Raw genomic sequence first — 23,793 nt, forward strand, 5'->3', positions numbered from 1 at the left:
TTGACAATAAAAAATTATGAAACCAATCGTTAGCATCATCATGGGTAGCACTTCCGACATGCCTGTAATGGGCAAGGCCGCACAGCTGCTTGATGATTTTGAGATTCCGTTTGAAATAAACGCATTGTCGGCTCACCGCACGCCTGCCGAAGTCGAGCGATTTGCAACCGAGGCTGCGTCACGCGGGCTGAAGGTGATTATCGCCGCCGCCGGAATGGCCGCTGCTCTTCCGGGCGTGATTGCCGCCAACACTACGTTGCCCGTAATAGGCGTGCCCATCGCATCGACGCTCGACGGCATCGACGCTCTGCTCTCAATCGTACAGATGCCTCCGGGCATTCCCGTTGCCACAGTAGGCATAAACGGCGGATACAATGCAGCACTGCTTGCAGTGGAGATGCTTGCATTGAGCGACGAGCGCATCGCAGCACGCTTTGCCGAGTTCAAAAAGGGCCTTGCCAACAAAATCGTGAAGGCCAATGCCGAGCTCGCCGAAATCAAGTATAAATTCAAAACCAACTAACCACAACTTAACACCCATTCCTGTGTTTCGCTTCAATTATATGCGCCGCCGGTCAAGGGCGGTCAATGTAGGCGGTGTGCCGTTAGGTGGCGACAACCCCATACGCCTGCAGTCGATGACCAACACATCGACCGTCGACACCGAGGCTTCGGTTGCGCAGTGCCGCCGAATCGCCGATGCCGGAGCCGATTACGTGAGGCTTACGGCTCAGGGAGTGCGCGAGGCCGAGAACATCGGCGTGATACGCTCGGCTCTTCGTGAGCAGGGTTGCAACGTGCCCCTTGTCGCCGACATTCACTTCAATCCCAAGGCTGCCTTTGCCGCCGCCGAAGTGACCGACAAGGTGCGCATTAATCCCGGTAACTTCGTGGATCCGGGCCGCACATTCCGCAAGCTCAGCTACACCGATGAGGAGTATGCTGCCGAGATTGAAAAAATCGACCGTGCCGTCACTCCGTTCTTTGAACTTTGCAAGGCTCACGGCACCGCAGTGAGAATCGGTGTAAATCACGGCTCGCTCAGCGACCGCATAATGAGCCGTTACGGTGACACTCCGGCCGGCATGGTGGAGAGCGCGATGGAGTTTCTGCGCATAGCCGTGAAGCGTGATTTCCTCGACATAGTAATCTCAATCAAGGCAAGCAACGTGGTGGTGATGGTGGAAACCGTGCGCCGTCTTGTAAAGGCCATGGATGCCGAGGGCATGGATTTCCCGCTTCATCTCGGAGTCACCGAAGCAGGCGACGGCGAGGACGGCAGGGTAAAGAGCGCCGTAGGTATAGGCACTCTGCTTGCCGACGGAATAGGTGATACGATACGTGTATCGCTCAGTGAGGACCCCGAAAACGAGGTGCCTGTGGCCGCCGCTCTCGTGGAGTATATATGTCGGCGCGAAGGTTCTCCCGAGATAGACGGAGTTCCGGCCGACGGATATGACCGCATTGCGCCGCAACGCCGCGAGAGTGTCGAGATTGACGGCGTAGGCGGCAACCGCCCACCCGTAGTTATAGCCAAGGTTGAGCGTGAGCTTGACTACTATCTGTTGATTGATGCTTCGCGGCCTGTCGACGACTATGTGGAGTTGCTCGCTGCCAATCCCGACAAGGTGGTGGTGATTACATCGTCACACATTAACGTTCCCGGCTCGATAGAGGCTATGGCCCATGCCATGACCCGCAAGGGATTCCGCAATCCTGTAATCCCGATGATTGATTACGGAAGTGCCGGTTATGAGGATGTGGCTTTGATGGCTGCCGCCGATTTCGGGGCATTGTTGCTCAACGGATTGCGTGACGGCATGTGGCTTAAGGCTGCAAGCCTTGATGATGACGCTGTAATGCGCCTGTCGCTCGGCATATTGCAGGCTACGCGATTGCGCATAAGCCGCACCGAGTACATCGCCTGTCCCGGATGCGGACGCACGCTATTTGACCTGCAGTCGACATTGAAGGCTGTGCGTGAGGCTACATCACATCTTAAAGGATTGAAAATAGGCGTGATGGGCTGTATAGTGAACGGTCCGGGCGAAATGGCCGATGCCGATTACGGATATGTAGGTGCCGCAGCTGGTCACATAAGCCTCTACAAAGGCAAGGAGTGTGTCGAGAAGAACATTCCTCAGGCCGAGGCGATTCCTCATCTCATTGCTCTCATCAAGGAGTGTGGCGACTGGGTCGACCCTTGATCGGCGTTTAAAACTTATAACAAAAGGGGAGAAGCTTCACATGAAAAAAAGCTTCTCCCCTTTGTTATTGTCGCAGCGGTCAACGGTAGGACGATATAAGCTCACGGTAGTTGTTCATGATGCGGTAGTAGGCGTTTAATCCTACTAAAACTCCTATAATCAATCCGCACAAGCATCCGGCAAGCATGTATTTGTCGTTTATGTTGTGAATTATCAGCATTGTCAATAGTGGAATGGCAATGATAATCAGTATCACCTGGAAAATATGGTGACGCTTGCGATAGAATCGAGCCTGTTCGGCAATGGTTTCAACTCCCATTGTGTTGAAGTCGAGCCGTTTCAATGATTTCCACAGGTAGAGGTCCATAAGTCCTGCAATTGCAAAAAACACCATGAAATAACAGGCAATTGTAGGGCCTATAAAGCGGTTTTCAATCCACATTAACGACAGGAGCACCATTAACGGCGCGATTATGGAGAATCGTTGATAGGTCGATACGAGCCGATCTTGGGCTGTTTTCAGTTTTGAAAGACGCATCCGGTCGATTTGCCATGAATTGGCATCCTCAAGAGCTTCAATACGCTTGTTTAGGTCGTTCCATTGTTGTTTCATTTCTTCGGGATCCATATTGTGAATATTTAATAATTATTCATTGGAATATTTTACCAGTTTCTCCTTGATGCGATGCAATCGCGAGGCCACGGTGTTGCGCGGAATACCCATGATGTCGGCTATGTCGTCATATTTGCGGTCGCTAAGCCACAGCAGTATAAGAGCCTTTTCCACTCGGTCGAGGCGGTTGATAAGATTATACATCTCGCGCAGTCGGTCGGGCTTTTCGATGCCCGAATCGTAAATTTCAGGAATGGAGTCGATGGAGGTGTATTCGCTCTGATGCCTCTTGTGCTTGCGGAAGTAGCTCACGCAACTGTTGAGGCTCACACGATAAATCCATGTCGACGGCGACGACTCGCCACGATAGCGGTCAAATCCGCGCCAAAGGTTAATCATAACCTCCTGCCTCAGGTCGTTGAGATCGTCGGAGTCCACGGCGTAGAAATAGCATACTTTGGTTATCGTAGGCCCGTACTCCTTTATCAGTCGGATGAATGATTGTTCTTTGGCGTCGTTGTTTTGCATCGTTGATAGGGTTGTTTATCCCGTTAGACGCATCGTTTTCTATATAGTTCCCGAAAAGTAAAAATTTTTTATGCGGGGAGGGGGTGCTGCATGATGAAGGTGAATATGCGGCCGGAGTTGATGCCAAGCACGCGTGCCGAGAAGAGTTGCGATGGATTGCAGCGTGTGCAGCTCGGTGGCATTGTTATGTTGTTCTCTTTTATGCCGGCTTCTATAAGTGACTGCCGCAGATAGGCGGCGAGGTCGACATGTGGCTTGCCGGTAGCGAGGTTGCGTGTTACGCAGCTTGCGGGGAATTGCGATGCCACTTCATCGCCCACCTCGAAGCATCGGCTGCATATACACGGCCCCATTGCGACTTGGATGCATGAAATGTCGGCGCCCTTGGCGAGCATTTGCGATAGCGTTACGTTGGCGATGCCTCTTATGGCTCCGCGCCATCCGGCATGAGCCGCCGCTATTATGCGGTTTACAGGGTCGGCCATAAGCACAGGCACGCAATCGGCTGTGGAGATGCCTATTGCTGTGTTGTCAAGCGATGTGACAAGTGCGTCTATGCCCTGGAGCGTATCGCTGTCGACGGGCAGGCGGTCGATGGTGACGCAGTTGACCGAGTGGGTCTGTCGCGGGACGATGAGCCGTTCCGGCTCTATGCCAACGGCATTGCATAAAGCATGGCGACAGGAGGTAGTGTGAGCCTCGCTGTCGCCTGTGTAGTGACATATATTGAAGTGAGAGTATGCGTCGTCGGTGTCGGCATTGTCGCCACGTGAGGTGTACCACGCCTTTACGCCGTCACACAACTCTATCGTGTTAAGCCAATCAGGGTTGGGGCTCTTCGCTGTCATAGTCCTCCCAGTTGTCATCCCATTCGTCGTCCCACTCTTCGTCATCGAGCATATCCTCGTCGGGTTCGGGAGCCGGCGCGTTTTCGAATATGAATTCGTCCTCTTCGCGCACACGGTGATGGCCGTCGAGGCGTCGATGGGTTATGGTCATGGGCTCGGCGCGGTTGGCTTCGTCGGTTATGGCGCGCCACAGGATGTCCTTCAGTGCCGTGAGTCCCATACCCGACACCGCCGAGATGAACACATGGGGCAGGTCGTCGGGCAGCTCCTTCTCGATTTCGGCCATAAGCTCTTCATCGAGCAGGTCGCTCTTGCTAATGGCGAGCACACGCTGCTTGTCCATCAGTTCGGGATTGAAGCGGGCAAGTTCGTTGAGCAGAATCTCATACTCGTTGCGGATGTCGTTGGCATCGGCCGGAACCATGAACAGCAGCACTGCGTTACGCTCGATGTGACGCAGGAATCGAAGTCCGAGGCCCTTGCCTTCGCTCGCACCCTCGATTATACCGGGGATGTCGGCCATTACAAACGAGCGGTTGTCGCGGTAGCTCACTATGCCCAGCTGCGGCTCCATTGTGGTGAAGGGATAGTCGGCAATCTTTGGGCGTGCCGCCGAGATGGCTGAAAGCAGTGTCGATTTTCCAGCGTTGGGGAATCCTACAAGACCCACATCGGCGAGCAGCTTCAATTCGAGTATTACCGATTTCTCGATTGCGGGTTCGCCGGGTTGTGCGTAACGCGGAGTTCGGTTGGTCGAGCTTTTGAAGTGCCAGTTTCCGAGTCCTCCGCGACCGCCGCGCAGAAGCTTTATCTCCTCGCCGTCCTGAGTCACCTCACACAGGAAGTCGCCGGTTTCGGAGTCAAACACCACTGTGCCGCAAGGTACTTCGATTATCTTGTCCTCGCCGTCCTTGCCCGAACTGCGGTTGCCGGTTCCGCTCTGTCCGTTGCCTGCAAACACGTGACGCTGATACTTCAACGGCAGGAGTGTCCACATGTTTTTATTGCCGCGCAGGATTATGTGGCCTCCGCGACCTCCGTCGCCACCGTCGGGACCGCCTTTGGGAATGTACTTGGCGCGGTAGAAGTGACGCGATCCGGCACCGCCTTTGCCTGAACGGCACAGGATTTTTACATAGTCTATGAAATTGCTGTCAGCCATAAATGCTTGAGTTTTGTCGATAAAAATGAAACGTTTTATTTCCCGATAGGGTTCAGTGGGTGAGGTCGTGGTGATGACGCATAAGTTCCTGAGCCTGTTTGAAGTCCGACGGTGAACCGATGTCCATCCACAATCCGTTTATGGGGAAGAAGCTCACCCGTCGGCCGTCGGCTATGGCGCGTTCGATCAGTTCGGGTGTGTCGATGCGCTCTCCCGGCTTCAAGGTGTTGAGCAGGCTGTTGTTGATGAGGTATATTCCCGCATTGGCCTGATAGGTATAGGTGGGCTTCTCCTCGATTGAGTTGACATGACTGCCGTCGGTCATCAGTATGGCGTAGGGCACCGACACCATATAGGGCACCGATGCAACCGTTATGTCGGCCTTATCCTCGATGTGCTTCAGATACATGTCCTCATAGGAAATCGTGGTGAGGAGGTCGGAGTTCATCACCAGTGTCACTCCGTTGTCGTCACGCTCGACGAGCGACACGGCACCGAGCGTACCCAACGGGGCTGTTTCGCGCAGACATTTCACGTTCACGCCGTAACGGGGTTCGCTGAAGTGCTCGTGAATCATCTCGGCCAGATAGTTGGTGGTGACCGTTATGTCGGTTATGCCGTGAGCCGCGAGCGACTCGACATTGTAGTCGATGATAGGGCGCGACCCTATCTTGAGCAGGGGCTTGGGCGTAGTGAGCGTAAGCGGGCGCAGGCGTTCGCCACGGCCTCCGGCCATGAGTATCGCCGAAACGGGCAACACCGACCGGCAGCGCGTAAGGTCGATTATGCGCTGTATGCATCCATTGTCGTCGAGCACCGGCAGCAGCGATATTCCAAGCTGACGGCACCGGCGCAGCTCGGCGACATTGCTTTCGCCCGAATGCAGGTATCGGAAATTGCGGTGCATGACGCTGCGCACCTTGTCGAGCAGTCCCGAGCCTTGAAGCAGGCATCGGCGAATGTCTCCGTCGGTGAGTGTGCCGGTCATGCGGCCATCGGCGTCGACGGCGAGGAGTGTCATTACTTCGCCCGACAGCTTGTTGAGAGCGTCGAGAGCGTCAAGTATCGTTATGCCGTCGCTTATTATGTGGGGATCGTCGTAGCTCATTTTGTGTTGTTGTTTATCATTGATTCGGCAATAAGCCAGTCGGTAGGAGTGTCGAGGTCGATGCTTCGCTCGCGTGGCATGACAAATGGCAACCGCTTCGGCATCATGCCGAGCGGATAGCGGCGAAGGCTATCGGGATTGATTACGTAGACAGCGCCGTTCTGCTCCCACGCCTTGGGAACATCCTGACGGCGGGTGTAGAGGCCGTCGCCCTTTGACACGTGGAGGCATCCGTCGTCGCCCGTTTCAAAGCAGTTGTAGTAGGGGTTGCACGACGCTTCCATAACCGAGAGCACCATGTCGACATCGGGCGAGTATAACTCAAGGCAGCCTTTTACATCGTCGACTGTGCGGAACGGCGATGTGGGCTGGAGCAACACCACTTTGTCGAATGGGCGGTGAAGCGTGTCGCGCCAGTAGCCCATGATGTCGATTATGACCTCGCGCGACCCTGCAGTGTCGGTAGCAAGCTCGGCCGGGCGCATATAGGGTACTTCAAGTCCGGCCCCGCGCACTACATCGGCTATGGCCGGGTCGTCGGTCGACACGGCGATGAGGCTGTCGGGGGCAAGCTGTCGGGCTATTTCCACCGAGTATAGTATCAGCGGTTTCCCTCCGAGCGGCTTGATGTTTTTGTGGGGAATGCCCTTGCTGCCGCCTCGGGCCGTTATTACATAGAGTGTTGATTGGTCGGTCATATTGTGATGTCAATGGTGAATGTCGTGAAACTTCTTGCCTGATAGCTCCGACAACGGGGTGTTGGTTATCGCGTCGACTATCAGTCGCAATGTATCGGTCTTTGCATAGGGATTTTCGGTGACGGCGGCCTCGTTGCGCCCTTCCTCGCTGAGCGAATATGCGATTCCGCGTGCTATGTCGTCGGGCGTGCAGCTGTAGTGACGCACCGACGAGGCGGCGAGCCGTCCGCGCTGGCGTATGCCTATGTCGACTGTGGGGATGTGCATCGAAGGCACCTCCACGATGCCGCTCGACGAGTTGCCCACAACCGCGCCTACATAGTGCAGTGCCGAGAGGTAACGCCGTTTGCCAAGTGAAGGCACCACCTTGACGCGATGCTGCCGGGTGGCTGCGTAACGCTCGATCATGTCGATTATCACCTGTCCGGCGGTGTCGCTGTTGGGGTAGGTGATTATGACATTGTTGTGGGGGAAGCGGTCGAGAGCTTCAAGAAGCGCGGCGCATTGTTGATTTACGGGCGTGGGGTCGAGCGTTGCCGGATGATAGGTCACGAGCAGCGTGTTGCGGTCGACGGTCATGCCTATCGACTCTTCAAGCTCCTCGCGTGACATGACAGGCTCATGAACGATGTTGTACACGCCTATCGCGCCTGTGTTTATGACTCGTTGCGGCTCTTCGCCCATCTGGATTACACGATTGCGGTTTTCCTCGGTGGCCGTCAGGTGTAGTGATGCCATCTTTGTTATGGCGTGGCGTATGCTGTCGTCGTAGGCTCCTTCCGATATTTCGCCTCCGGCAATGTGTATGATCGGTATTCGGAAAATCAATGCCGCCGAAGCCACGGTAAGCATCTCGTAACGGTCGCCGAGCACTACAAGCAGGTCGGGCGACAGTCGGCTCAGGGCATCGGCTGTTCCGGCCATGCACCGGCTCATGGAACGCACGGTGGCCGCCGCGCTGTCATCGTCGTTGTCGTTGAGCATGGGCACTTCGGCATCGACTGTAAATCCGTCGGCGATGATTTCGTCGACGGTGTGTCCGTAACGGTCGCTGAGGTGCATGTTGGTCACGAGCAGCTGCAGCTCGATGTCGTCGCGCGACGCGAGCTCGCGGGCAATGCCGCTCAACAGTCCCCATTCGGCACGGGTTCCGGTTGCAATGCACACTTTTCGCTTCATAGGCAGTCGATTTGTGTAGCCGTGACGGGCGCTCCGATGAAGAGCGATGCCAGTTCGGCAAATTTGTCGGGGCTCTCGGTCGTGCGGTAGCTGCATGTGCCGCCTTTGCTGCACTTCGCCTCCATCTCGGGATGACGCTGCAGGTAGGCTACGAGGCTTTCGGCAACAATCTCGCCTTGCGGAAGCACACGTGCGCTTTCGGGCACATAACGGCGTATCTTGTCGTAGAGCAGCGGATAGTGGGTGCAACCGAGTATGATAGTGTCGATGGCCGGTTCTTTGGCCATAAGCCGGTCGACCTCCTGCTTGACGAAGTAGTCGGCGCCGGGCGACGAGGCTTCGCGGTTTTCAACGAGCGGCACCCACATGGGACATGCCTGTGTGTAGGTGTGAAACGTGGGATGCAGCTTGGCTATCTCGAGCTCGTAGCTGCCGCTGCGTATTGTGCCGGGCGTGCCCACGATGCCTATGTTGCCGTTGCGCGATATTTCGCCCACCTTTTCGACGGTGGGGCGTATGACACCGAGCACGCGGCGGTCGGGGTCGATGAGCGGCAGATCGTTCTGCTGAATCGTGCGAAGCGCCTTGGCCGATGCGGTGTTGCAGGCGAGAATCACCAGATGACATCCTTGGTCGAAGAGGTAGCGCACGGCTTCGAGCGTGAAGCGGTACACGATGTCAAACGAGCGCGTGCCGTAGGGCGCACGTGCGTTGTCGCCGAGATATATGTAGTCATACTGCGGCAGCAGCTCCCTTATCTGGTTGAGGATTGTGAGTCCGCCGTAGCCTGAATCGAAGACTCCTATAGGCCCGGGTACACTGTGTTGGTTGTTGGCGGTTGATTTATCCATTCGGCATTTCGTTACGTGAAATCGCGCGAAGTCGGTTGCTCGATTTGCAGGTGGGATTATTGAAAAATAGGCCGCACCGGTTAAGGGAGCGGCCTATTGTGCTTTTAGGTCGATGAAAGTCGGACTATCAGATACCGAGCTTTGTGCGCACCATTGAAGTTACATCGGTAACATCGGTGCCTACATAGAGGGGAACGTTGCTCTCGAAGATGAATGTGAGGTTGTTCTCCTTACCTACTGCCTGGATGGCGCTCTGAATCTTCTCCTGGATGGGAGCCATCAGGGCTGCCTGCTGACGCTGAAGATCCTGCATGGCGGTAGAGTGGAACTGCTGCATCTTCTGCTCCTGCTGCTGGATGTCCTGCATGCGGCGCTCCTTGATTGATTCGGGAGTGTTGGCATCGAGAGCCTGGAAGTCGGCAAAGTCTTTTTCAATCTTTTCCTGAAGCTTCTTGAGCTCTTCTTCATACTTCTGGGTTGAAGCCTGAACCTGCTCCTGTGCGGCTTTGAGTTCGGGCATTGCCTCAGCGATGGTCTGGGTGTTTACAACACCGAATTTGGGAGCCTGCGCAAAGGCAAACATAGGAATCGCTACAAGGAGAGCGAGTAAAATTTTCTTCATATCGGTTTTAGAATTGTTAAAATTTTCCGGTTAAGTTAATTTGTCGTTGCAAAGATAATAAACTATATTGATTTATGCCAATGGACGCAAGCAAAAATGCTTAGTTGCCTATGCCCAGCTTGGCAAGAACCTCGTTGCTCACATCGATGCGCGGTGAAGCAAAGATTATGTTGGCCGACGATGCACGGTCGAAGATGCACATGTAGCCGCGTTCCTCGCTCACTTTTTTCACTGCATTGTAGATTTCGTCCTGAATGGGAGCGATAAGCGACTGGCGCTTCTTGAACAGTTCGCCTTCGGGACCGAAATATTTGTAGCGCAGCTCGGTGGCCTCTTTCTCCTTGGCCACGATCTGAGCCTCTTTCTGCGACTTCTGCTCATCGGTCATGAACACCATGTCGTTCTGGAAGCTCTTGTACATGTTCTGGGCTTCGGTAGCTTTGGCCTCGACCTCTTTCTGCCAGCGTTGCGACAGTTGGTCGAGCTGTTGGTTGGCTATTTCATAAGCCGGTATGTTCTTTAGGATATACTCCATGTCAATGAGCGCAAACTTCTGTGCCGATGCGCCAAATACGCAAGCCATTATTGCGATGAGCGCGATTGTCAATTTTTTCATGTTGTGATTCAATTAAATGGGTTTATGATAATATGACGCTTGGGCGCGAATTTGGTTTATCCTTTTTAAGAATTTTTAGAACTCCTGACCGAGAATGAAGTGGAATTGGCTTCCTCCCTTGCGGCCGAATACTGTGTCGAAACCGTAGGCCCAGTCGATACCCATCATACCCACCATAGGCAGATAGATGCGCACACCGGCACCGGCACTGCGCTTGAGGTCGAAGGGCGAGAAGCTCTTGACATCGGTCCATGCGTTACCGGCTTCGAGGAATGTAAGACCGTAGATGGTGGTCGATGCCGACAGCATGAAGGGGAAGTGCAACTCGACTCCGACACGCGAGTAGGCGTAGCCTTCCTTGGTCCAGGGAGTGAACTGTCCGTTCTCGTAACCGCGAAGACCGATGGTTTCGGTTGCGTAGGTGTAGGAGCCCGACATACCGTCACCACCCACGTAGAATGTTTCGAACGGTGACTTCAGCCACTTGTTGTAGCTGCCGAGCAATCCGAAGTCGGCGCGGGTCATGAGCACGAGGGTCCACTTGCCGTCGGGATCGGTGAGCGGTGTATAGGTGCGTGACTTGATGCGGAGCTTCCAGTACTCGATCCAGCGGTAGAGCTGCTTCTTCGACTCGACGGTGTTCTCCTTGTAGAGCTTCTCCCAGTTCTTCTTGCCGCTGAAGAGCGATGCAGGAGGAGTGAGCTGAAGGTTTACCGAGAAGATTGATCCGCGGCGGGTGTAGAGCGGCTGGTCGATTGACTGACGGGCGAGAGTAAGACCGAGTACAATCGAGTTGGATGTACCGTTGTTCATATAATAGAGGTAATCCCAGTTCTTGAGGTAGTACCACTGATAGCCGATTTCGGCCTGGAATGTGAATGCGTCATCGGGCCAGTGGAGTCGCTTACCGATACCTACGTTGATACCCACCATCTGGAGTACCTTGTTGGGGTCGTAGGCATCTTCGATGGTACTTTGGTAATAGTCGTTGCCCAAATAGCCTCCCCACATGCCGCCGTAGCCGTAGCCTGAGTTCATCCAGCGACGGTTGTAGAACGAGGAGTTGATACCGGTCTGACGGCTGTACCATGCCGAGATGGATAGCGAGTTGGGTCGCTTGCCGCCAAACCACGGGTCGAGGAACGATATTGCGTAGCTCTGATAGTATTTTGCGTTGGTCTGTGCGCTGATGGTGAATGTCTGTCCTTCACCCTGAGGTATGAGTCCCTTGTAGGAGCCGGGGTTGAACAGGTTCTTGATTGAGAAGTTGGTGAACTTGAGGGCGAGTTTACCGATAAGACCGGTCTGTCCCCAACCGAACGACACCTCAATCTGGTCGTTGGCCTTTGACTCGAGGTCGAAGATGATGTCGACTGTACCGTTCTCTGCGTTAGGCTCGGGGCGTATGTCCATGTTTTCGGGGTCGAAGTGGCCTGTCTGGGCTATTTCGCGGGCCGAGCGGATGAGGTCCTGCTTGTTGAACAGCTCACCGGGCTTTACAAACAGCTCACGGCGTATGACCTTTTCATAAAGGCGGTCGTTACCGTTGATGATCACGTTGTTGATGGTGGCCTTTGGTCCCTCGATCATTCTCATCTCAAGGGCGATTGAGTCGCCGTGTACGTTCTTCTCGATGGGTATGAGCTGATAGAAGAGATAACCCTGATTTTGATAGATGTTGGGTATGTTGTCGTCATCGCCCTTGTTGGGGTCGGTGCGCTTCTCGAGAATCTTCTGGTTGTAGACATCGCCGGGCTTCATGTCGAGTACATAGTCAAGGAAGTCGCTCGGATAGACGGTGTTGCCCACCCAGTCGATTGAGCTGATGTAGTACTTCTTGCCCTCTTCAAGGGTGATGTAGACGTCGACGGTCTTGTCGTCGTAGGGGACTACGCTGTCGCTCAGGATTTTTGCGTCACGGTAGCCCTTTTCGTTATACTTTTCGATGATGCGGTTCAAGTCGTCCTGGAAGTCGCTTTCAACAAATTTCTTCTGGCGGAAGAGGTTGATGAGCTTGCCCTTCTCGTTGGTCTTCTTCATCGTGCGCTGGATGGCGTTGTCGCTCAACACCTCGTTGCCGTCGATGTAGATTTTGTGTACCTTCACCTTGTTGTTCTTGTTGACATAGATGTCGACAATGTCTTCGCCGGGTGCCGACAGGTCGGGAGTCTGCTCGATGCGCACATCGGCGTTACCGAAGCCCTTCTGCGAGTAGAAGGCCTTTATTATCTGCTTTGCGCGGTTTACGATGTTGGGGGTTATCTGGTTACCCTTCATCAGCTGCAGCTTCTCTTCGAGATCCTTGCGCTCACCGCCGCTTGTGCCGTGGTAGTTTATGGCTGCGATGCGGGGCTGCGGCTTCAGTGCGAATTCGAGCCACACCTTGTCGCCATACATCTTCTCGACCTTTATCTGAATCGACGAGAAGAGTCCCTGACGGGCAAATCGTTTTGCGGCGTTGGTTATGTCGTTACCGGGTATTTCGATGAAGTCGCCTACGTTGAGTCCCGAGTATCCTATCACGATGTCGTCCTCGTAGTTGGGTACTCCGGTTACCTTGATGCCTGCGATTTCGTAGGTGCTCGGCATTCCGGTGTAGATTATCTTAGGGTTGTAGACGGTGTCAGTGGGGGCATTCTGTGCGAATGAACTTGCACTGAAGAGAGCGATTAATATGATTAGCAGCTGATGACGCATAATCTGACTTTGAGTGATTTATTATCTTGTTTTGTCGTTATTGTTGTTTATTGTTGTTGCACCTGGTCGCTTGTGAGGCCAAACCTGCGCTCGCGCGACTGAAATTGCTCCAGGGCGTCAAGAAAGTCGTCCTTGGTGAAGTCGGGCCAGTAGGTAGAGGTGACATATATTTCGCTGTAGGCAATCTGCCACAGCAGGAAGTTGCTCACGCGGAAGTCGCCGCCGGTGCGTATGAGCAGGTCGGGGTCGGGCATGTCGGCGGTCGACAGGTTGCGGCTGATGGTGTCGTCGGTGATGTCGTCGGGGTCGAGGCTTCCGGCCTGTACCTTTGCGGCGATGTTGCGCACGGCCTCGGTTATCTCCCATCGCGACGAGTAGCTCAGGGCGAGCACGAGAGTGAGCCCGGTGCATTGGGCGGTGTCGTCCATGCACTTGCTAAGACGGCGGCGGGCAAAGTCGGGCATTCGTCCGAAGTCGCCTATCATTGTCAGTCGCACGTTGTTCTTTATCAGGTCGGCGGTTTCACGCTCGATTGCGATGACTATGAGGTTCATCAGAGCGTCGACTTCCTCCTGCGGACGGTTCCAGTTTTCGGTCGAGAAAGTGTAAAGTGTCAGGTACTTTATGCCGATTTCCGAAGCGGCTTCGGTAATCTTGCGCACAGTATTTACCCCTTCCACGTGGCCCTCCGATCGGTCGAGGCCGCGTGCACGTGCCCAGCGTCCGTTGCCGTCCATGATGATGGCTACGTGACGCGGAAGTCGCTTGGGGTCTATGTTGTGGTTCCGTGACATTGTCGGTCGTTTATGTTTAATCAATATAGAAGCAGTTGCGGCAACGTTGACCTATCTCGTAACTGATTGTAATCATTATTGTCGAGTACCAGTCGGTGTTCTTGATAAACGAGCTCTTGATCATGTAGGGATCGTCGAGGACTTCGCCGTCGACACGATCGCCGAGCACCTTTGTCATAGTCCATTCAAGCCCGAGATTGATGCGCTGTTGCAGCTTGTACTTCACTCCTGCACCCATAGGCAGATTCATGGCCGTAAACGTGCCTCCCGACGATGCCACCGTGACACCCGCACCCAGTGCGATGTAAGGGCTCCATCGGCTCAGCTTACGGTAGGATTCGCCTATGCCGTAGTTCAAAAAGTTGAATTCGACTCGCGCTCCGAGGTCGTAGACCTGTGAGGTGAATCGGTATTCCGCCCCTCCGGGCAGAACGTTTGTCATGTCGGCACTGTTGCCGCTTAATCCGGCGGTGAGAAGCGTAGCTCTTATCGACCAGCGGGGATCGATGAGGTAGCGGAAGCTCACCTGGGCGGCAAAGCCCGGATGCTTCAGGAAGTTGCTCGTGTTGGCGTCACCGAGGTAACCGCTTGTTCCGAGTCCGGCTCCGAGGTCAAATCGGTAGGCCGTTTCCTGTGCTTGCGTCGGCAGCGTTGCCGTTACCGACAATATGATGGCAATCGCCCAAGAGGCGGCACTTGCTATGATGCAACGTGACATGGCCGGAAGGACGATTGGCTGTGGCTTATTGCAGCGGCTTGAACGTGAGTCGGTTTATGACTCCGCGCCAAACCGTGTTACATACATTGCCGTAGCGGTCGATACCTCCGTATAGATATACATAGGGGCATTCCCACTCTTTTATGGGTGCTATCGCGCGGCTTGAAGCTCCGTTGTCGGCGATCATCCACCATGCCGGCAGGGCGATGGGCGCTGTTTCCTGCCATTTGCCTGAAGCGGAGCGGGCGGTGAGAATGCTCTTGCGCACTATTGCCTGCGAATAGGCCATTGACGGAATATACATCGGCAACTTGGCGAGCTCGTCGGCTACCTTCCATGTTATGCCCTGGTCGAGCGATATGTACACGGTGGGTGAGTTGACGCCGTCGGCTTTGCGTCCGCCGAGTGCAAAGAGTGTGGTGTACTCGGTCACGTGCCAGTTGGATGTCGAGGTCTTGAACGTGAAGTAGGGGAAGAGTGACATGCCTTCGCAGGGGGTGGGGATGCTCTTTTCGCTGATGCGCGACCATTTCGATCCGTCAAATCCCCATGCTTCGCCTGTCAGTGAACCGTCGGCTTTGCGGCCGCTCACCATGAGGGTCTGCGGGTTGGTGCTCCATTTGTTGTCAAACAGCAGCATGTCGCTGGTGCCCGATACGGGGCAGTCGGTTGCGACTTCGCTTTCGGTGAAGTCGGCCGAGGCGGGATACATTGTGTGGATGTATTTGCCGTTTTCGTACTTGTTGCCTATTATCTTGTCGCCGTAACCGCCGTAGATGTGGTTCCATTTCATGCCTGTGGCGCTCCATGACTTGCCGTCGGTCGACTTGTACATGTTGCCTGTGGTCGACAGCACGTAGAGTGCATTGGACGATGCAGTGAGAGAGCGCAGGTTAGGCTCGGCCGGGAATGTCACGGATTCGGTCATTTCCATGTCACCGTCGATTACGGTGAGCGAGTAGTCGGTGGTCTTTACGAAGCTGTACACCTTGTCGAGGTATTCGACAGCCTTCTGAGCTGTGGGAGTGCCGTTGTCGGTCAGCTTCGCCCATTCGGTCTTGCCCCAGTAGAGTGAGTCGGGCTTTACATCATACACGTTTACCTTCACGTCGTAGGTGCGTTTCTGCAGCTCGTTGAGCGATGTGACGATGATTGACACATTTGCGCTGAAGTCGATACTGTCGATCGACGATGTGTTGTAGACGAGCGTTGTGTCCTTCATCACCTTGCTGTCGGTTACCTTCACCTCTATCTTGGAGCTTCCGTTGGTGCCTATGTCGGCAAGAAGCTTGGTAATCTTTGTGCCGTAGGGGAGCGGCTGGGCGTTGAATATGCGTGCGCCCACAAGGTCTATTGTAAAGTATACCGAGTCGAGATTGGCAAGTACTTTTGTGTTAGGCTTCAGGCTGAACGATGTTATGGCCGTGTTGGAGTATAGCACCTCGATGTTATAGCCGTTGTCATCTATCTCGATGGGATCGCTGCTGTTGCACGCTGTAAAAGAGGCGACAAACATGATTGCCATCAGAGCGTATGCTGTTAATTTTCTTGTCATATTATATACAGGCGTTATTTTTCAAACTGCAAATTTAGCAACAATTTCATAAATTGAAGTGAGATTATTGCTAAAATCGCATCAGGCATATTGTGAAAATTGACCGTAAAATTACAATTTATCCTCAAATCGGCATCGTAAATGTAGACAATTAGGTCTATATTGACGCTTTTTATAGGTTTTTAACGCCAAGAAGGCCGTCACGGACAAAATAGTCGATGCGGTTGTTGTCGATTGTTAATGATTGTGAGGGAATTTTATCGACCTTGGGGGCTTTTACGCCTTCGCCGAGTGTCAATGGTGATGTTTCGACACGCATCATGTCCCAAAGTCCCGCATCGATGAACGACTGCAAAAGCTTTGCTCCCCCCTCGACAAGCACCGATGTGGTCCCTTCGGCATAGAGCCTCTCAAGCTCCTTGGCCACGCTACCTGAGCGTGACATGGTGACGGGCAACCCGTCGGTGAGCAGTCGGCAGTCGGCTGGAATGGAGTTGTGACGCGACATTATGACTCTATTGGGATTGCGTCCCGGCCATAGCCGTGACGTGAGCGAGGGGTTGTCGCTTATCACGGTGCCGCTGCCCGCCATTATGGCGTCATGCATTGTGCGCTGACGGTGCATGAGCGTGGCGGTGAGCGGTGTTGACAGCTGTGCGGGCGGCTGCGACGGGTCGCGAAGCCTGTCGATGTAACCGTCGGCGCTCTGGGCCCATTTCAGCGTTACCCAGGGGCGGCGCAGCGAGTGGGCTGTCATAAACACCGGGTTGACAGCCCTGCACTCCTCTTCGAGGACTCCGGTCGTCACCTCGATGCCGGCGTCGCGCAGCATCTTGACTCCGCGTCCGCTAACTTTTTCGTAGGGGTCGAGCGAACCTACGACTACACGTGGTAGGCCCTTGTCGATTATGAGCTGCGAGCATGGCGGGGTCTTGCCGTAGTGGGAGCACGGCTCGAGCGTCACGTAGATTGTCGAGTCCTTGAGCAGCTCCGGGTCCGATACCGATGCGATGGCGTTGACCTCGGCGTGCCCCTCTCCACACCGGCGGTGGTAGCCTTCTCCTATTATCATTCCGTCGCGCACTATCACAGCGCCCACCATGGGGTTGGGCGATGTGTTGGCTAATCCCGCGTGTCGCGCAAGCTCGATGGCACGCTTCATGTATCGAGTGTCGATTTCCATCATTAATTAATAGTGTTTCGTCAAATATTCTTATATTTGTAATTGGTAAAATAGTACTGTTATGACAGCTGACATTACATTGAAGCAATGTGCCGACGGAGTGCGTGACCGCTTGTCGGCACATTATCCTCCCGGCGAGGCTCAGGCCCTGACGCGCATAGTCGTCGAGGAGCTGCTTCACTATGAGCCGGTGGATATTGTGCTGCACAAAGATAGCATAATTTCTCCTTTTATGCAGGAGAAGATAGATAAAGTTGTGGAGAGGCTGCTTGATGACGAGCCTGTCCAGTACATATTCGGCAAGGCCCGTTTCTGCGGACTGGAGATAAAGGTGACTCCCGATGTGCTTATTCCGCGCCCCGAAACTCAGGAGCTTGTCGACTGTATAGTGAAGGAGTGGGGCGGTCGTTCCGACCTGTCGGTGCTGGATGTATGCACCGGTTCGGGGTGTATCGCCGTGGCTCTCGCACGCGGGTTGAAGTGGGCCGATGTTACCGCAATCGACATTTCGGAGGCTGCGTTGGGTGTAGCCCGTGACAATGTCACGCAGCTGAAGGTGAATGTGACGCTTCGTCAAGGCGATGCGCTCGCCCTGGAGAGTCCGGCCGAGCCGTTGTGGGACATTATCGTAAGCAATCCTCCCTACATCGCCGAAAACGAGAAACGTGACATGGAGCAGAACGTGTTGCGCTACGAGCCGCATTTGGCGCTCTTTGTCCCTGACAGCGACCCGCTGCGCTTCTACAAGGCGATAGGGCGTTATGCCTCGGCCTCGTTGTGCGCGGGAGGAGAGCTCTACTTTGAGATAAATCCGCTCTATCGCGACGCTCTTGTGACGATGCTGGAGGGCGAGGGACTTGTCGATGTGGAGTCGTGGGCCGATGCCGAGGGGCGTCAGCGGTTTGTAAAGGCTAAATCACCGCGTGACGATGGCTAAGCGTGCCGTTACCGCCGATGAGGCCCGCGTGAGGCTTGAAACGCTGTGCGCCCGTTCCGAGCAGTGCAGCGGCGAGGTGCGCCGCAAGCTTGTGACATGGGGCATCTCTGCCGCAGAGCGCGAGGCCATTGTGGAGCGGCTTATCGAGCGGCGATTTGTCGATGACGAGCGTTATGCACGGGCCTATGTGCGCGACAAGTTCATATTCAGCCGATGGGGTCGGCGCAAGATTGCTCTCGGGCTTGCCTCCAAGCGCATCCCGCGTGATGTGGCCGATGAGGCGTTGCGTGACGAAATCGACGAGGAGGCCTATCTTGCTGCCCTGAGGTCGCTGTTGCGGGCTAAGACGCGCGGCATGGAGCGGCCTGTCGGGCGTGACGACCGTATGCGCCTGTTCCGATTCGGCGTTCAGCGAGGGTTTGAACCGAGCCTTGTTGGCGACGCGCTCAGGACGGTCGATTGTGATGATGACGATGATTAATGACTAATGTGCGCAGTCATGGATGTGAAGTGGATCGACGGGGTGTTGAGGATGATATATCCGCAGGTGTGTGAGGTGTGCGGACGCTCGTTGTGCCGTGGCGAGGATGTGATGTGCCTGCACTGTTTGCGGCAGCTGCCGCGCGTAAGCTCCAACGGCGACGACTTCAACCTGCTCCATGAGCGTCTGGCTTCCACTGTCGCGATAGAGCGTGCCGCCGGATATTTTCATTATTATAAAGAGAGCCCTTATGTGAAGCTGATTCATCAGGCCAAATACTCGTCACGCCCCGTGGTGGCGCGAAAGATAGCGCGACGGTTTGCAAGGGAGCTGTCGCTTGACGGATTCTTCGACGGCATCGACATGATTGTCCCGGTGCCTCTTCACCGGTGGAAACTGATGCGTCGCGGATACAATCAGAGCGACTATATAGCATGGGGCATTGCCGATGTCACGGGGATTGAGGTGTCGCACTCGCTTGTAGCGTCGCGAGGTCACGCCACGCAGACGGCGCGTAACAGCTATCAGCGATGGGTGAATGCGGGAAGTGTCTACGAGTTGCGCGATGGAGCATCGGTTGCGGGGCGGCATGTATTGTTGGTCGATGATGTCATCACCACAGGAGCCACGCTGCTTGCCTGCTGCGAGGCTATTCACCGTGTCGAGCCGTCGGCGCGGCTGTCGGTGCTTGCCCTCGGGGTGGCGCATATGTCGTGACGGACAGCTCTATTGTTTTTGTGTCACAGGCACCACTGTCAGCTCGATTCCGAGCTCTTCGATGCGGTTGGCTATTTTGTCCGATATTCCTTCGTCGGTTATTATCAGGTCTATTTCATCCATGTTGGCGATTTTGCTGAATCCTCGGCGGCGGAATTTCGACGAGTCGGCAAGCACGATTGTCTTCTGAGCCGTGTGCATCATGGTCTTGTTGAGGTCGGCCTCGCGTATGTCGGTTGTGGTTATCCCGAAGTCGAGGTCTATTCCGTCGACTCCGAGAAAGAGCTTGCTGCATGAGAATTCGGCGAGTGGCGACTCGGCGTATTTGCCTACGACCGAGAGGCTGCTTGTGCGTAACGACCCTCCCAGCTGCACTACATCGATCGACTCGTTGGCGGCAAGTATCTCCGACACCTGAATCGAGGCCGAGATTACGGTAAGCCGGTGTATGGGGCGTATGCAACGCGCAAAGGCAAGCACCGTGGTGCCCGATGCTATTATTATGGAGTCGTCCTTGGTTATCAGTGAAGATGCCATTCGGCCTATGTGCTCTTTTTCGCTGCGTGCGAGTTTCTCTTTTTCGTTTACCGAGCGGTTGTTGATGTAGGGGTTTATAAGGATGGCTCTTCCGTGGCTTCGATATAGCTTGTTGAGTTTCTCGAGCTCGGTCAGGTCCTTGCGAATCGTAACCGCCGACACATCGAGGAGTAAGGAAAGGTCCGATACTTGGATGGATTCATGCATCATCAAGGTATCGATAATAAGCTTGTGGCGCTCGTCTTTGGTCATTTGTAATGATTTATATGTAGGAGATTTTAGTTTCGCAAATTTAGTGAAAATAATTGAATGAGCAATATTTATACGCTTTTCGTCGGCGTTTTTTATTAAAGTTTTGAGCCGACTTTTGTGTGGCGTGGATTTATGTTTATAGGTTTCGATATGATAGTATCGGATGTTTTGTGAGGCCGGTAATTGAAACTGTTTTGAAATGTATATGTTTCGATATAAAAGTAACGCGCTTTTTGGGATGAGATTTTGTCTTGAAATAACACGCTGATAATAAAGGAGGTATGAATTAGATTTAAAATTTTTGTGAACTTTTTAATAAATCTTTTGGTTTTGAATAAAAAAGTTTCTACTTTTGTAGCGAAAGCAAATCTTTCAAAGTGAAACTTAATCGATAAATCTGCCGAAAAACTCAATAAACATCTTATTAGTCATTTTGTCGGATTGTCATTGAATAAAAATAAAGAATTAATGAACAAAGACTTTTGAATGGTAGTTAAAAGTTAAGTGTTACCTTCCGGACCATGAAACACCTCCGGTTTGTTATGCTGCATCAATATCAATCAAAAAAACATAAAATACATGGATAATAATCTCGGCAAAAAGCATTACGATGTCATCGTGATAGGCGGCGGTGCCACCGGAGCCGGTACGGCACGTGACTGTGCGATAAGAGGGTTGAAGACTCTGCTTGTCGAGCGATTTGACTTTACCGCCGGTGCCACAGGACGCAATCACGGACTTCTACATAGCGGAGCCCGATATGCCGTCACTGACCCTGAGTCGGCCGCTGAGTGTATAAAGGAGAACATGATACTCCGTAAAATCGCCCGTCATTGTGTTGAGGACACCGGAGGATTGTTCATAACTCTTCCCGATGACGATCTTGGCTATCAGGCCACATTTGTTGATTCGTGTCGCAAGGCCGGAATCAACGCTGAGATCATCGATCCTGATGAGGCTATACGCATCGAGCCTGCTGTCAATCATCGGCTCATAGGAGCGGTAAAGGTTCCCGACGGATCCATTGACCCGTTCAGGCTTACGGTTGCCAATGTGATTGATGCCCGTCGTCACGGGGCCGACATTATGACTTACAATCAGGTCGTTGGATTTGTAATTGAACAGAATCGTGTGATGGGAGTCAAATTGCGCGACAACAAGACCGGCGAAGAGTCGACCGTTTACTCCGACCTCGTGATAAATGCCGGCGGTATATGGGGGCATCTCATTGCCGAGCTTGCCGGTGTGCGCATCAACATGTTTCCTGCCAAGGGCGCGTTGCTCATCTTCGGTCACCGCATCAACAATGTAGTGATAAACCGCTGCCGCAAGCCGGCCGATGCCGATATTCTGGTGCCCGGCGACACAATTTCGCTCATCGGCACTACTTCGAGCCGCATACTCTACGATCAAATCGACAATATGGAAGTGACTCCCGAGGAGGTTGACATACTCATGAGGGAGGGTATAAAGATAGCGCCGAGCATAGCCTATACACGCATCCTGCGTGCTTATGCCGGTGTGCGCCCCCTTGTGGCCGCCGACAACGACCCCTCGGGCCGAAGCATAAGCCGAGGCATCGTGTGTCTTGATCATGCCACGCGTGACGGTCTTGAGGGATTCATAACCATAACCGGCGGCAAGCTCATGACCTACCGTCTGATGGCCGAATGGGCTACCGACATGGCATGCCGCAAGCTTGGTCGCGATGTGAAGTGCGTTACGGCTGAAACCCCGCTCCCGGGCTCGGAAACAGCCGACTTGGCCGAGGGCAAGCATCACCACAAGTCCCACATAATAGAACTCAGCACCGACCAGAAGGCGGCCGAAGGGCGTCACGGCACACTAAGCAGCCACATTGCCTATCGCACCGAGGAGGACGAGGCTGTGGTGTGTGAGTGTGAGCAGGTTTCGGTGGGCGAGATAAAATATGCCATCGACGAGCTTCATGTCGAGAACCTTATAAATCTGCGCCGTCGCACACGACTGGGAATGGGCACGTGCCAAGGCGAACTGTGTGCCTGCCGCGCCGCCGGAATACTTGTTAAGGCCAACAAGTGTGTCGACCGCACGTTGCGCGACCTGTCGGCGTTCATCAACGAGCGCTGGAAGGGAATGTACCCCGTGGCATGGGGCGAGTCGCTTGTCGAGGCGCAGCTCATGTCGTGGCTCTACGAGGGTGTGTGCGGACTTGACCGAATAGCCGAGCCTGAGGATAAGATTGACGAACAATAACATGAATCACGTATGAAGTACGACATTGTAATAATAGGAGGCGGACTTAGCGGACTCGTGAGCGGTATTTTGCTGACAAAGGCAGGTCGCAAGGTCGCCATAGTATCTTCGGGACACAGCGCGCTGCATTTCAGCTCGGGCTCTTTCGGCCTGTTCGGGCAGCGTGACGGAAACTTTGTGGAGCGTCCCCTTGAGGCAATCGCAAAGCTCCCCGCGTCGCACCCCTACAGCAAGGTGGGCATTGATGCGATAACCGATTACGTAAAGCGTGTAAAGCCTCTGTTTGCCGAGGCGGGAATCAACACCCACGGCAGTGAGGAGCGCAATCATTACCGCCTCACTCCCATAGGCGCTTTCAAGCCTGCGTGGCTCACGATCGACGACTATGCCACAGTGGGAAAGCCTGACAATCTTCCATGGGGGAAGGTGGCCATAATCAACTTCAACGGCTATCTCGATTTCTATCCGAGTTTCATTGCCAAGGGGCTTGAGGAAGCCGGTTTGAGCTGCTCGCTGAAATCGTTTACGCTGCCTGAGCTCGAAACCCTGCGCAAGAGCTCAACCGAGATGCGCGCCGCCAATATAGCGCGTGTCATCGTGGGCGATGTCATCGGCGATGTGGCTCGTGAGGTAAACCGCCTTGCCGGCGATGCCGACACGGTGCTGATGCCGGCCGTCATCGGACTCTTTGACGATGAACCCGTCAAGCTTCTGCGCGAGAAGGTTGACCGTCCGCTCTACTTTGTGTCGACGCAGCCCATGTCGGTGGGCGGAATGCGCTCGCAGATACGCCTGCGCCGTTACTTTAAAAAGCTCGGCGGCACCTATCTGCTTGGCGACAGCGTCACCAACGGAGTTGCCGAGGGCGACAGGATGATGAAGATATCTACGGTCAATCTCGGTGACATGGAGCTTTCGGCCGACTACTTCATCCTTGCGAGCGGAAGTTTCTTCAGCTACGGCATCATGGCCAACCCGGTGTCGATATACGAGCCTATATTCGGGCTTGACGTTAAGGCTCCGACAACGAGGAGCGAGTGGTATCATAAGGATATTTTCAAAGATCACGCCTACATGAGGTATGGAGTGACGACCGATGATGAGTTCCGCGTCATGAAGGATGGCCGGACTCTTGACAACATGTATGCCGTGGGCGCGGTGCTCGGCGGCTGCAATTCGATGAAAGAGGAGTCGGGCGCAGGAGTTGCGCTGATGACTTCAATGAAGGTTGTTGATAACATTTTAGCCCGATGAC

General features: G+C 54.1%; 23 protein-coding genes. 7 read left to right on the forward strand and 16 right to left on the reverse strand.

Annotated elements, in window-relative coordinates:
• Positions 1-16 precede the first annotated feature (16 nt).
• Together purE and ispG are read left to right on the forward strand one after the other, a co-directional pair.
• Entirely contained in the window at positions 17-523 is a 507-nt protein-coding gene (gene purE, locus E5354_RS05700) for a 5-(carboxyamino)imidazole ribonucleotide mutase (protein ID WP_123395617.1), read from the forward strand.
• A gap of 22 nt (positions 524-545) precedes the next feature.
• Positions 546-2,207: a (E)-4-hydroxy-3-methylbut-2-enyl-diphosphate synthase gene (gene ispG, locus E5354_RS05705; protein WP_135946744.1), complete on the forward strand. Its 1,662-nt coding sequence runs from the start codon at positions 546-548 to the stop codon at positions 2,205-2,207.
• A 79-nt stretch (positions 2,208-2,286) separates the two neighbouring features.
• Here the strand turns inward: ispG and E5354_RS05710 are convergent, their stop codons facing one another.
• From E5354_RS05710 to ribD, 15 genes are all read right to left on the reverse strand, one after another.
• Positions 2,287-2,835 (reverse strand): hypothetical protein, encoded by a 549-nt coding sequence (locus E5354_RS05710; protein WP_135946745.1) that lies wholly within the window; start codon positions 2,833-2,835, stop codon positions 2,287-2,289.
• A gap of 18 nt (positions 2,836-2,853) precedes the next feature.
• On the reverse strand, positions 2,854-3,348 hold the full coding sequence (locus E5354_RS05715; RefSeq protein WP_135946746.1) for an RNA polymerase sigma factor: 495 nt from the start codon (positions 3,346-3,348) through the stop codon (positions 2,854-2,856).
• A 68-nt stretch (positions 3,349-3,416) separates the two neighbouring features.
• The gene (gene pgeF, locus E5354_RS05720) at positions 3,417-4,196 is read right to left on the reverse strand and encodes a peptidoglycan editing factor PgeF (RefSeq protein WP_168353835.1); all 780 of its coding nucleotides are present in this window, start codon (positions 4,194-4,196) and stop codon (positions 3,417-3,419) included.
• Positions 4,171-5,358: a GTPase ObgE gene (obgE, locus tag E5354_RS05725; protein WP_135946748.1), complete on the reverse strand. Its 1,188-nt coding sequence runs from the start codon at positions 5,356-5,358 to the stop codon at positions 4,171-4,173. Before obgE ends, pgeF begins: the two co-directional genes overlap by 26 nt.
• 52 nt (positions 5,359-5,410) lie before the next feature.
• A complete protein-coding gene (locus tag E5354_RS05730) occupies positions 5,411-6,466 on the reverse strand; it encodes a nucleotidyltransferase family protein (RefSeq protein WP_135946749.1) in 1,056 nt (351 codons plus the stop codon).
• The gene (locus E5354_RS05735; protein ID WP_135946750.1) at positions 6,463-7,164 is read right to left on the reverse strand and encodes a cytidylyltransferase domain-containing protein; all 702 of its coding nucleotides are present in this window, start codon (positions 7,162-7,164) and stop codon (positions 6,463-6,465) included. Before E5354_RS05735 ends, E5354_RS05730 begins: the two co-directional genes overlap by 4 nt.
• Before the next feature lie 9 nt (positions 7,165-7,173).
• Positions 7,174-8,343: a UDP-N-acetylglucosamine 2-epimerase gene (gene neuC, locus E5354_RS05740; RefSeq protein ID WP_135946751.1), complete on the reverse strand. Its 1,170-nt coding sequence runs from the start codon at positions 8,341-8,343 to the stop codon at positions 7,174-7,176.
• The gene (gene murI, locus E5354_RS05745) at positions 8,340-9,194 is read right to left on the reverse strand and encodes a glutamate racemase (RefSeq protein ID WP_135946752.1); all 855 of its coding nucleotides are present in this window, start codon (positions 9,192-9,194) and stop codon (positions 8,340-8,342) included. The genes neuC and murI overlap by 4 nt, the downstream gene beginning before the upstream one ends.
• Before the next feature lie 127 nt (positions 9,195-9,321).
• Positions 9,322-9,816 (reverse strand): OmpH family outer membrane protein, encoded by a 495-nt coding sequence (locus tag E5354_RS05750; RefSeq protein ID WP_135946753.1) that lies wholly within the window; start codon positions 9,814-9,816, stop codon positions 9,322-9,324.
• 100 nt (positions 9,817-9,916) lie between these two features.
• Positions 9,917-10,432 (reverse strand): OmpH family outer membrane protein, encoded by a 516-nt coding sequence (locus E5354_RS05755; RefSeq protein ID WP_135946754.1) that lies wholly within the window; start codon positions 10,430-10,432, stop codon positions 9,917-9,919.
• 75 nt (positions 10,433-10,507) lie between these two features.
• Positions 10,508-13,129 carry an outer membrane protein assembly factor gene (locus tag E5354_RS05760; protein ID WP_135946755.1) on the reverse strand — a complete coding sequence of 874 codons (2,622 nt, stop codon included), beginning with the start codon at positions 13,127-13,129 and terminating at the stop codon, positions 10,508-10,510.
• 47 nt (positions 13,130-13,176) lie between these two features.
• Entirely contained in the window at positions 13,177-13,923 is a 747-nt protein-coding gene (locus E5354_RS05765) for an isoprenyl transferase (protein ID WP_135946756.1), read from the reverse strand.
• A gap of 16 nt (positions 13,924-13,939) precedes the next feature.
• Positions 13,940-14,641, reverse strand: coding sequence for a DUF6089 family protein (locus E5354_RS05770; protein ID WP_135946757.1), 702 nt, complete (start codon positions 14,639-14,641; stop codon positions 13,940-13,942).
• Positions 14,642-14,666: 25 nt separating this feature from the next.
• Entirely contained in the window at positions 14,667-16,196 is a 1,530-nt protein-coding gene (locus E5354_RS05775; protein ID WP_135946758.1) for a DUF6242 domain-containing protein, read from the reverse strand.
• A 172-nt stretch (positions 16,197-16,368) separates the two neighbouring features.
• A complete protein-coding gene (gene ribD, locus E5354_RS05780) occupies positions 16,369-17,382 on the reverse strand; it encodes a bifunctional diaminohydroxyphosphoribosylaminopyrimidine deaminase/5-amino-6-(5-phosphoribosylamino)uracil reductase RibD (RefSeq protein WP_135946759.1) in 1,014 nt (337 codons plus the stop codon).
• A 58-nt stretch (positions 17,383-17,440) separates the two neighbouring features.
• Between ribD and prmC the strand changes: the two genes are divergently transcribed.
• The 3 genes from prmC to E5354_RS05795 are packed head-to-tail and all read left to right on the forward strand — an operon-like array spanning position 17,441 to position 19,514.
• Complete coding sequence (gene prmC / locus E5354_RS05785) at positions 17,441-18,316, forward strand: peptide chain release factor N(5)-glutamine methyltransferase (protein WP_123395634.1); 876 nt, start codon at positions 17,441-17,443, stop codon at positions 18,314-18,316.
• A complete protein-coding gene (locus E5354_RS05790; protein WP_135946760.1) occupies positions 18,309-18,797 on the forward strand; it encodes a regulatory protein RecX in 489 nt (162 codons plus the stop codon). The genes prmC and E5354_RS05790 overlap by 8 nt, the downstream gene beginning before the upstream one ends.
• 18 nt (positions 18,798-18,815) lie before the next feature.
• Complete coding sequence (locus E5354_RS05795; RefSeq protein WP_168353836.1) at positions 18,816-19,514, forward strand: ComF family protein; 699 nt, start codon at positions 18,816-18,818, stop codon at positions 19,512-19,514.
• A 9-nt stretch (positions 19,515-19,523) separates the two neighbouring features.
• Here the strand turns inward: E5354_RS05795 and E5354_RS05800 are convergent, their stop codons facing one another.
• Positions 19,524-20,303 (reverse strand): DeoR/GlpR family DNA-binding transcription regulator, encoded by a 780-nt coding sequence (locus E5354_RS05800; protein WP_135946762.1) that lies wholly within the window; start codon positions 20,301-20,303, stop codon positions 19,524-19,526.
• A gap of 579 nt (positions 20,304-20,882) precedes the next feature.
• Here E5354_RS05800 and glpA point away from each other — a divergent pair.
• Positions 20,883-22,538, forward strand: a complete 1,656-nt coding sequence (glpA, locus tag E5354_RS05805; protein ID WP_135946763.1) for an anaerobic glycerol-3-phosphate dehydrogenase subunit A — start codon at positions 20,883-20,885, stop codon at positions 22,536-22,538.
• Positions 22,539-22,550: 12 nt separating this feature from the next.
• Positions 22,551-23,792 carry an anaerobic glycerol-3-phosphate dehydrogenase subunit GlpB gene (gene glpB / locus E5354_RS05810; protein ID WP_135946764.1) on the forward strand — a complete coding sequence of 414 codons (1,242 nt, stop codon included), beginning with the start codon at positions 22,551-22,553 and terminating at the stop codon, positions 23,790-23,792.
• Position 23,793 lies beyond the last annotated feature (1 nt).

Origin of the sequence: Muribaculum sp. NM65_B17 (assembly GCF_004793735.1) — a bacterium.
Taxonomy (GTDB): Bacteria; Bacteroidota; Bacteroidia; order Bacteroidales; family Muribaculaceae; genus Muribaculum; species Muribaculum gordoncarteri.

Coding starts and splice junctions, on each gene's coding strand:
- E5354_RS05730 (WP_135946749.1), bottom strand. CDS start 6,466: ATGAGCTACGACGATCCCCACATAATAAGCGACGGCATAACGATACTT.
- pgeF (WP_168353835.1), bottom strand. CDS start 4,196: ATGACAGCGAAGAGCCCCAACCCTGATTGGCTTAACACGATAGAGTTG.
- ribD (WP_135946759.1), bottom strand. CDS start 17,382: ATGATGGAAATCGACACTCGATACATGAAGCGTGCCATCGAGCTTGCG.
- E5354_RS05735 (WP_135946750.1), bottom strand. CDS start 7,164: ATGACCGACCAATCAACACTCTATGTAATAACGGCCCGAGGCGGCAGC.
- E5354_RS05775 (WP_135946758.1), bottom strand. CDS start 16,196: ATGACAAGAAAATTAACAGCATACGCTCTGATGGCAATCATGTTTGTC.
- E5354_RS05750 (WP_135946753.1), bottom strand. CDS start 9,816: ATGAAGAAAATTTTACTCGCTCTCCTTGTAGCGATTCCTATGTTTGCC.
- E5354_RS05770 (WP_135946757.1), bottom strand. CDS start 14,641: ATGTCACGTTGCATCATAGCAAGTGCCGCCTCTTGGGCGATTGCCATC.
- E5354_RS05760 (WP_135946755.1), bottom strand. CDS start 13,129: ATGCGTCATCAGCTGCTAATCATATTAATCGCTCTCTTCAGTGCAAGT.
- E5354_RS05710 (WP_135946745.1), bottom strand. CDS start 2,835: ATGGATCCCGAAGAAATGAAACAACAATGGAACGACCTAAACAAGCGT.
- glpA (WP_135946763.1), top strand. CDS start 20,883: ATGGATAATAATCTCGGCAAAAAGCATTACGATGTCATCGTGATAGGC.
- obgE (WP_135946748.1), bottom strand. CDS start 5,358: ATGGCTGACAGCAATTTCATAGACTATGTAAAAATCCTGTGCCGTTCA.
- E5354_RS05715 (WP_135946746.1), bottom strand. CDS start 3,348: ATGCAAAACAACGACGCCAAAGAACAATCATTCATCCGACTGATAAAG.
- E5354_RS05765 (WP_135946756.1), bottom strand. CDS start 13,923: ATGTCACGGAACCACAACATAGACCCCAAGCGACTTCCGCGTCACGTA.
- E5354_RS05800 (WP_135946762.1), bottom strand. CDS start 20,303: ATGACCAAAGACGAGCGCCACAAGCTTATTATCGATACCTTGATGATG.
- purE (WP_123395617.1), top strand. CDS start 17: ATGAAACCAATCGTTAGCATCATCATGGGTAGCACTTCCGACATGCCT.
- E5354_RS05795 (WP_168353836.1), top strand. CDS start 18,816: ATGGATGTGAAGTGGATCGACGGGGTGTTGAGGATGATATATCCGCAG.
- E5354_RS05755 (WP_135946754.1), bottom strand. CDS start 10,432: ATGAAAAAATTGACAATCGCGCTCATCGCAATAATGGCTTGCGTATTT.
- E5354_RS05790 (WP_135946760.1), top strand. CDS start 18,309: ATGGCTAAGCGTGCCGTTACCGCCGATGAGGCCCGCGTGAGGCTTGAA.
- glpB (WP_135946764.1), top strand. CDS start 22,551: ATGAAGTACGACATTGTAATAATAGGAGGCGGACTTAGCGGACTCGTG.
- neuC (WP_135946751.1), bottom strand. CDS start 8,343: ATGAAGCGAAAAGTGTGCATTGCAACCGGAACCCGTGCCGAATGGGGA.
- prmC (WP_123395634.1), top strand. CDS start 17,441: ATGACAGCTGACATTACATTGAAGCAATGTGCCGACGGAGTGCGTGAC.
- murI (WP_135946752.1), bottom strand. CDS start 9,194: ATGGATAAATCAACCGCCAACAACCAACACAGTGTACCCGGGCCTATA.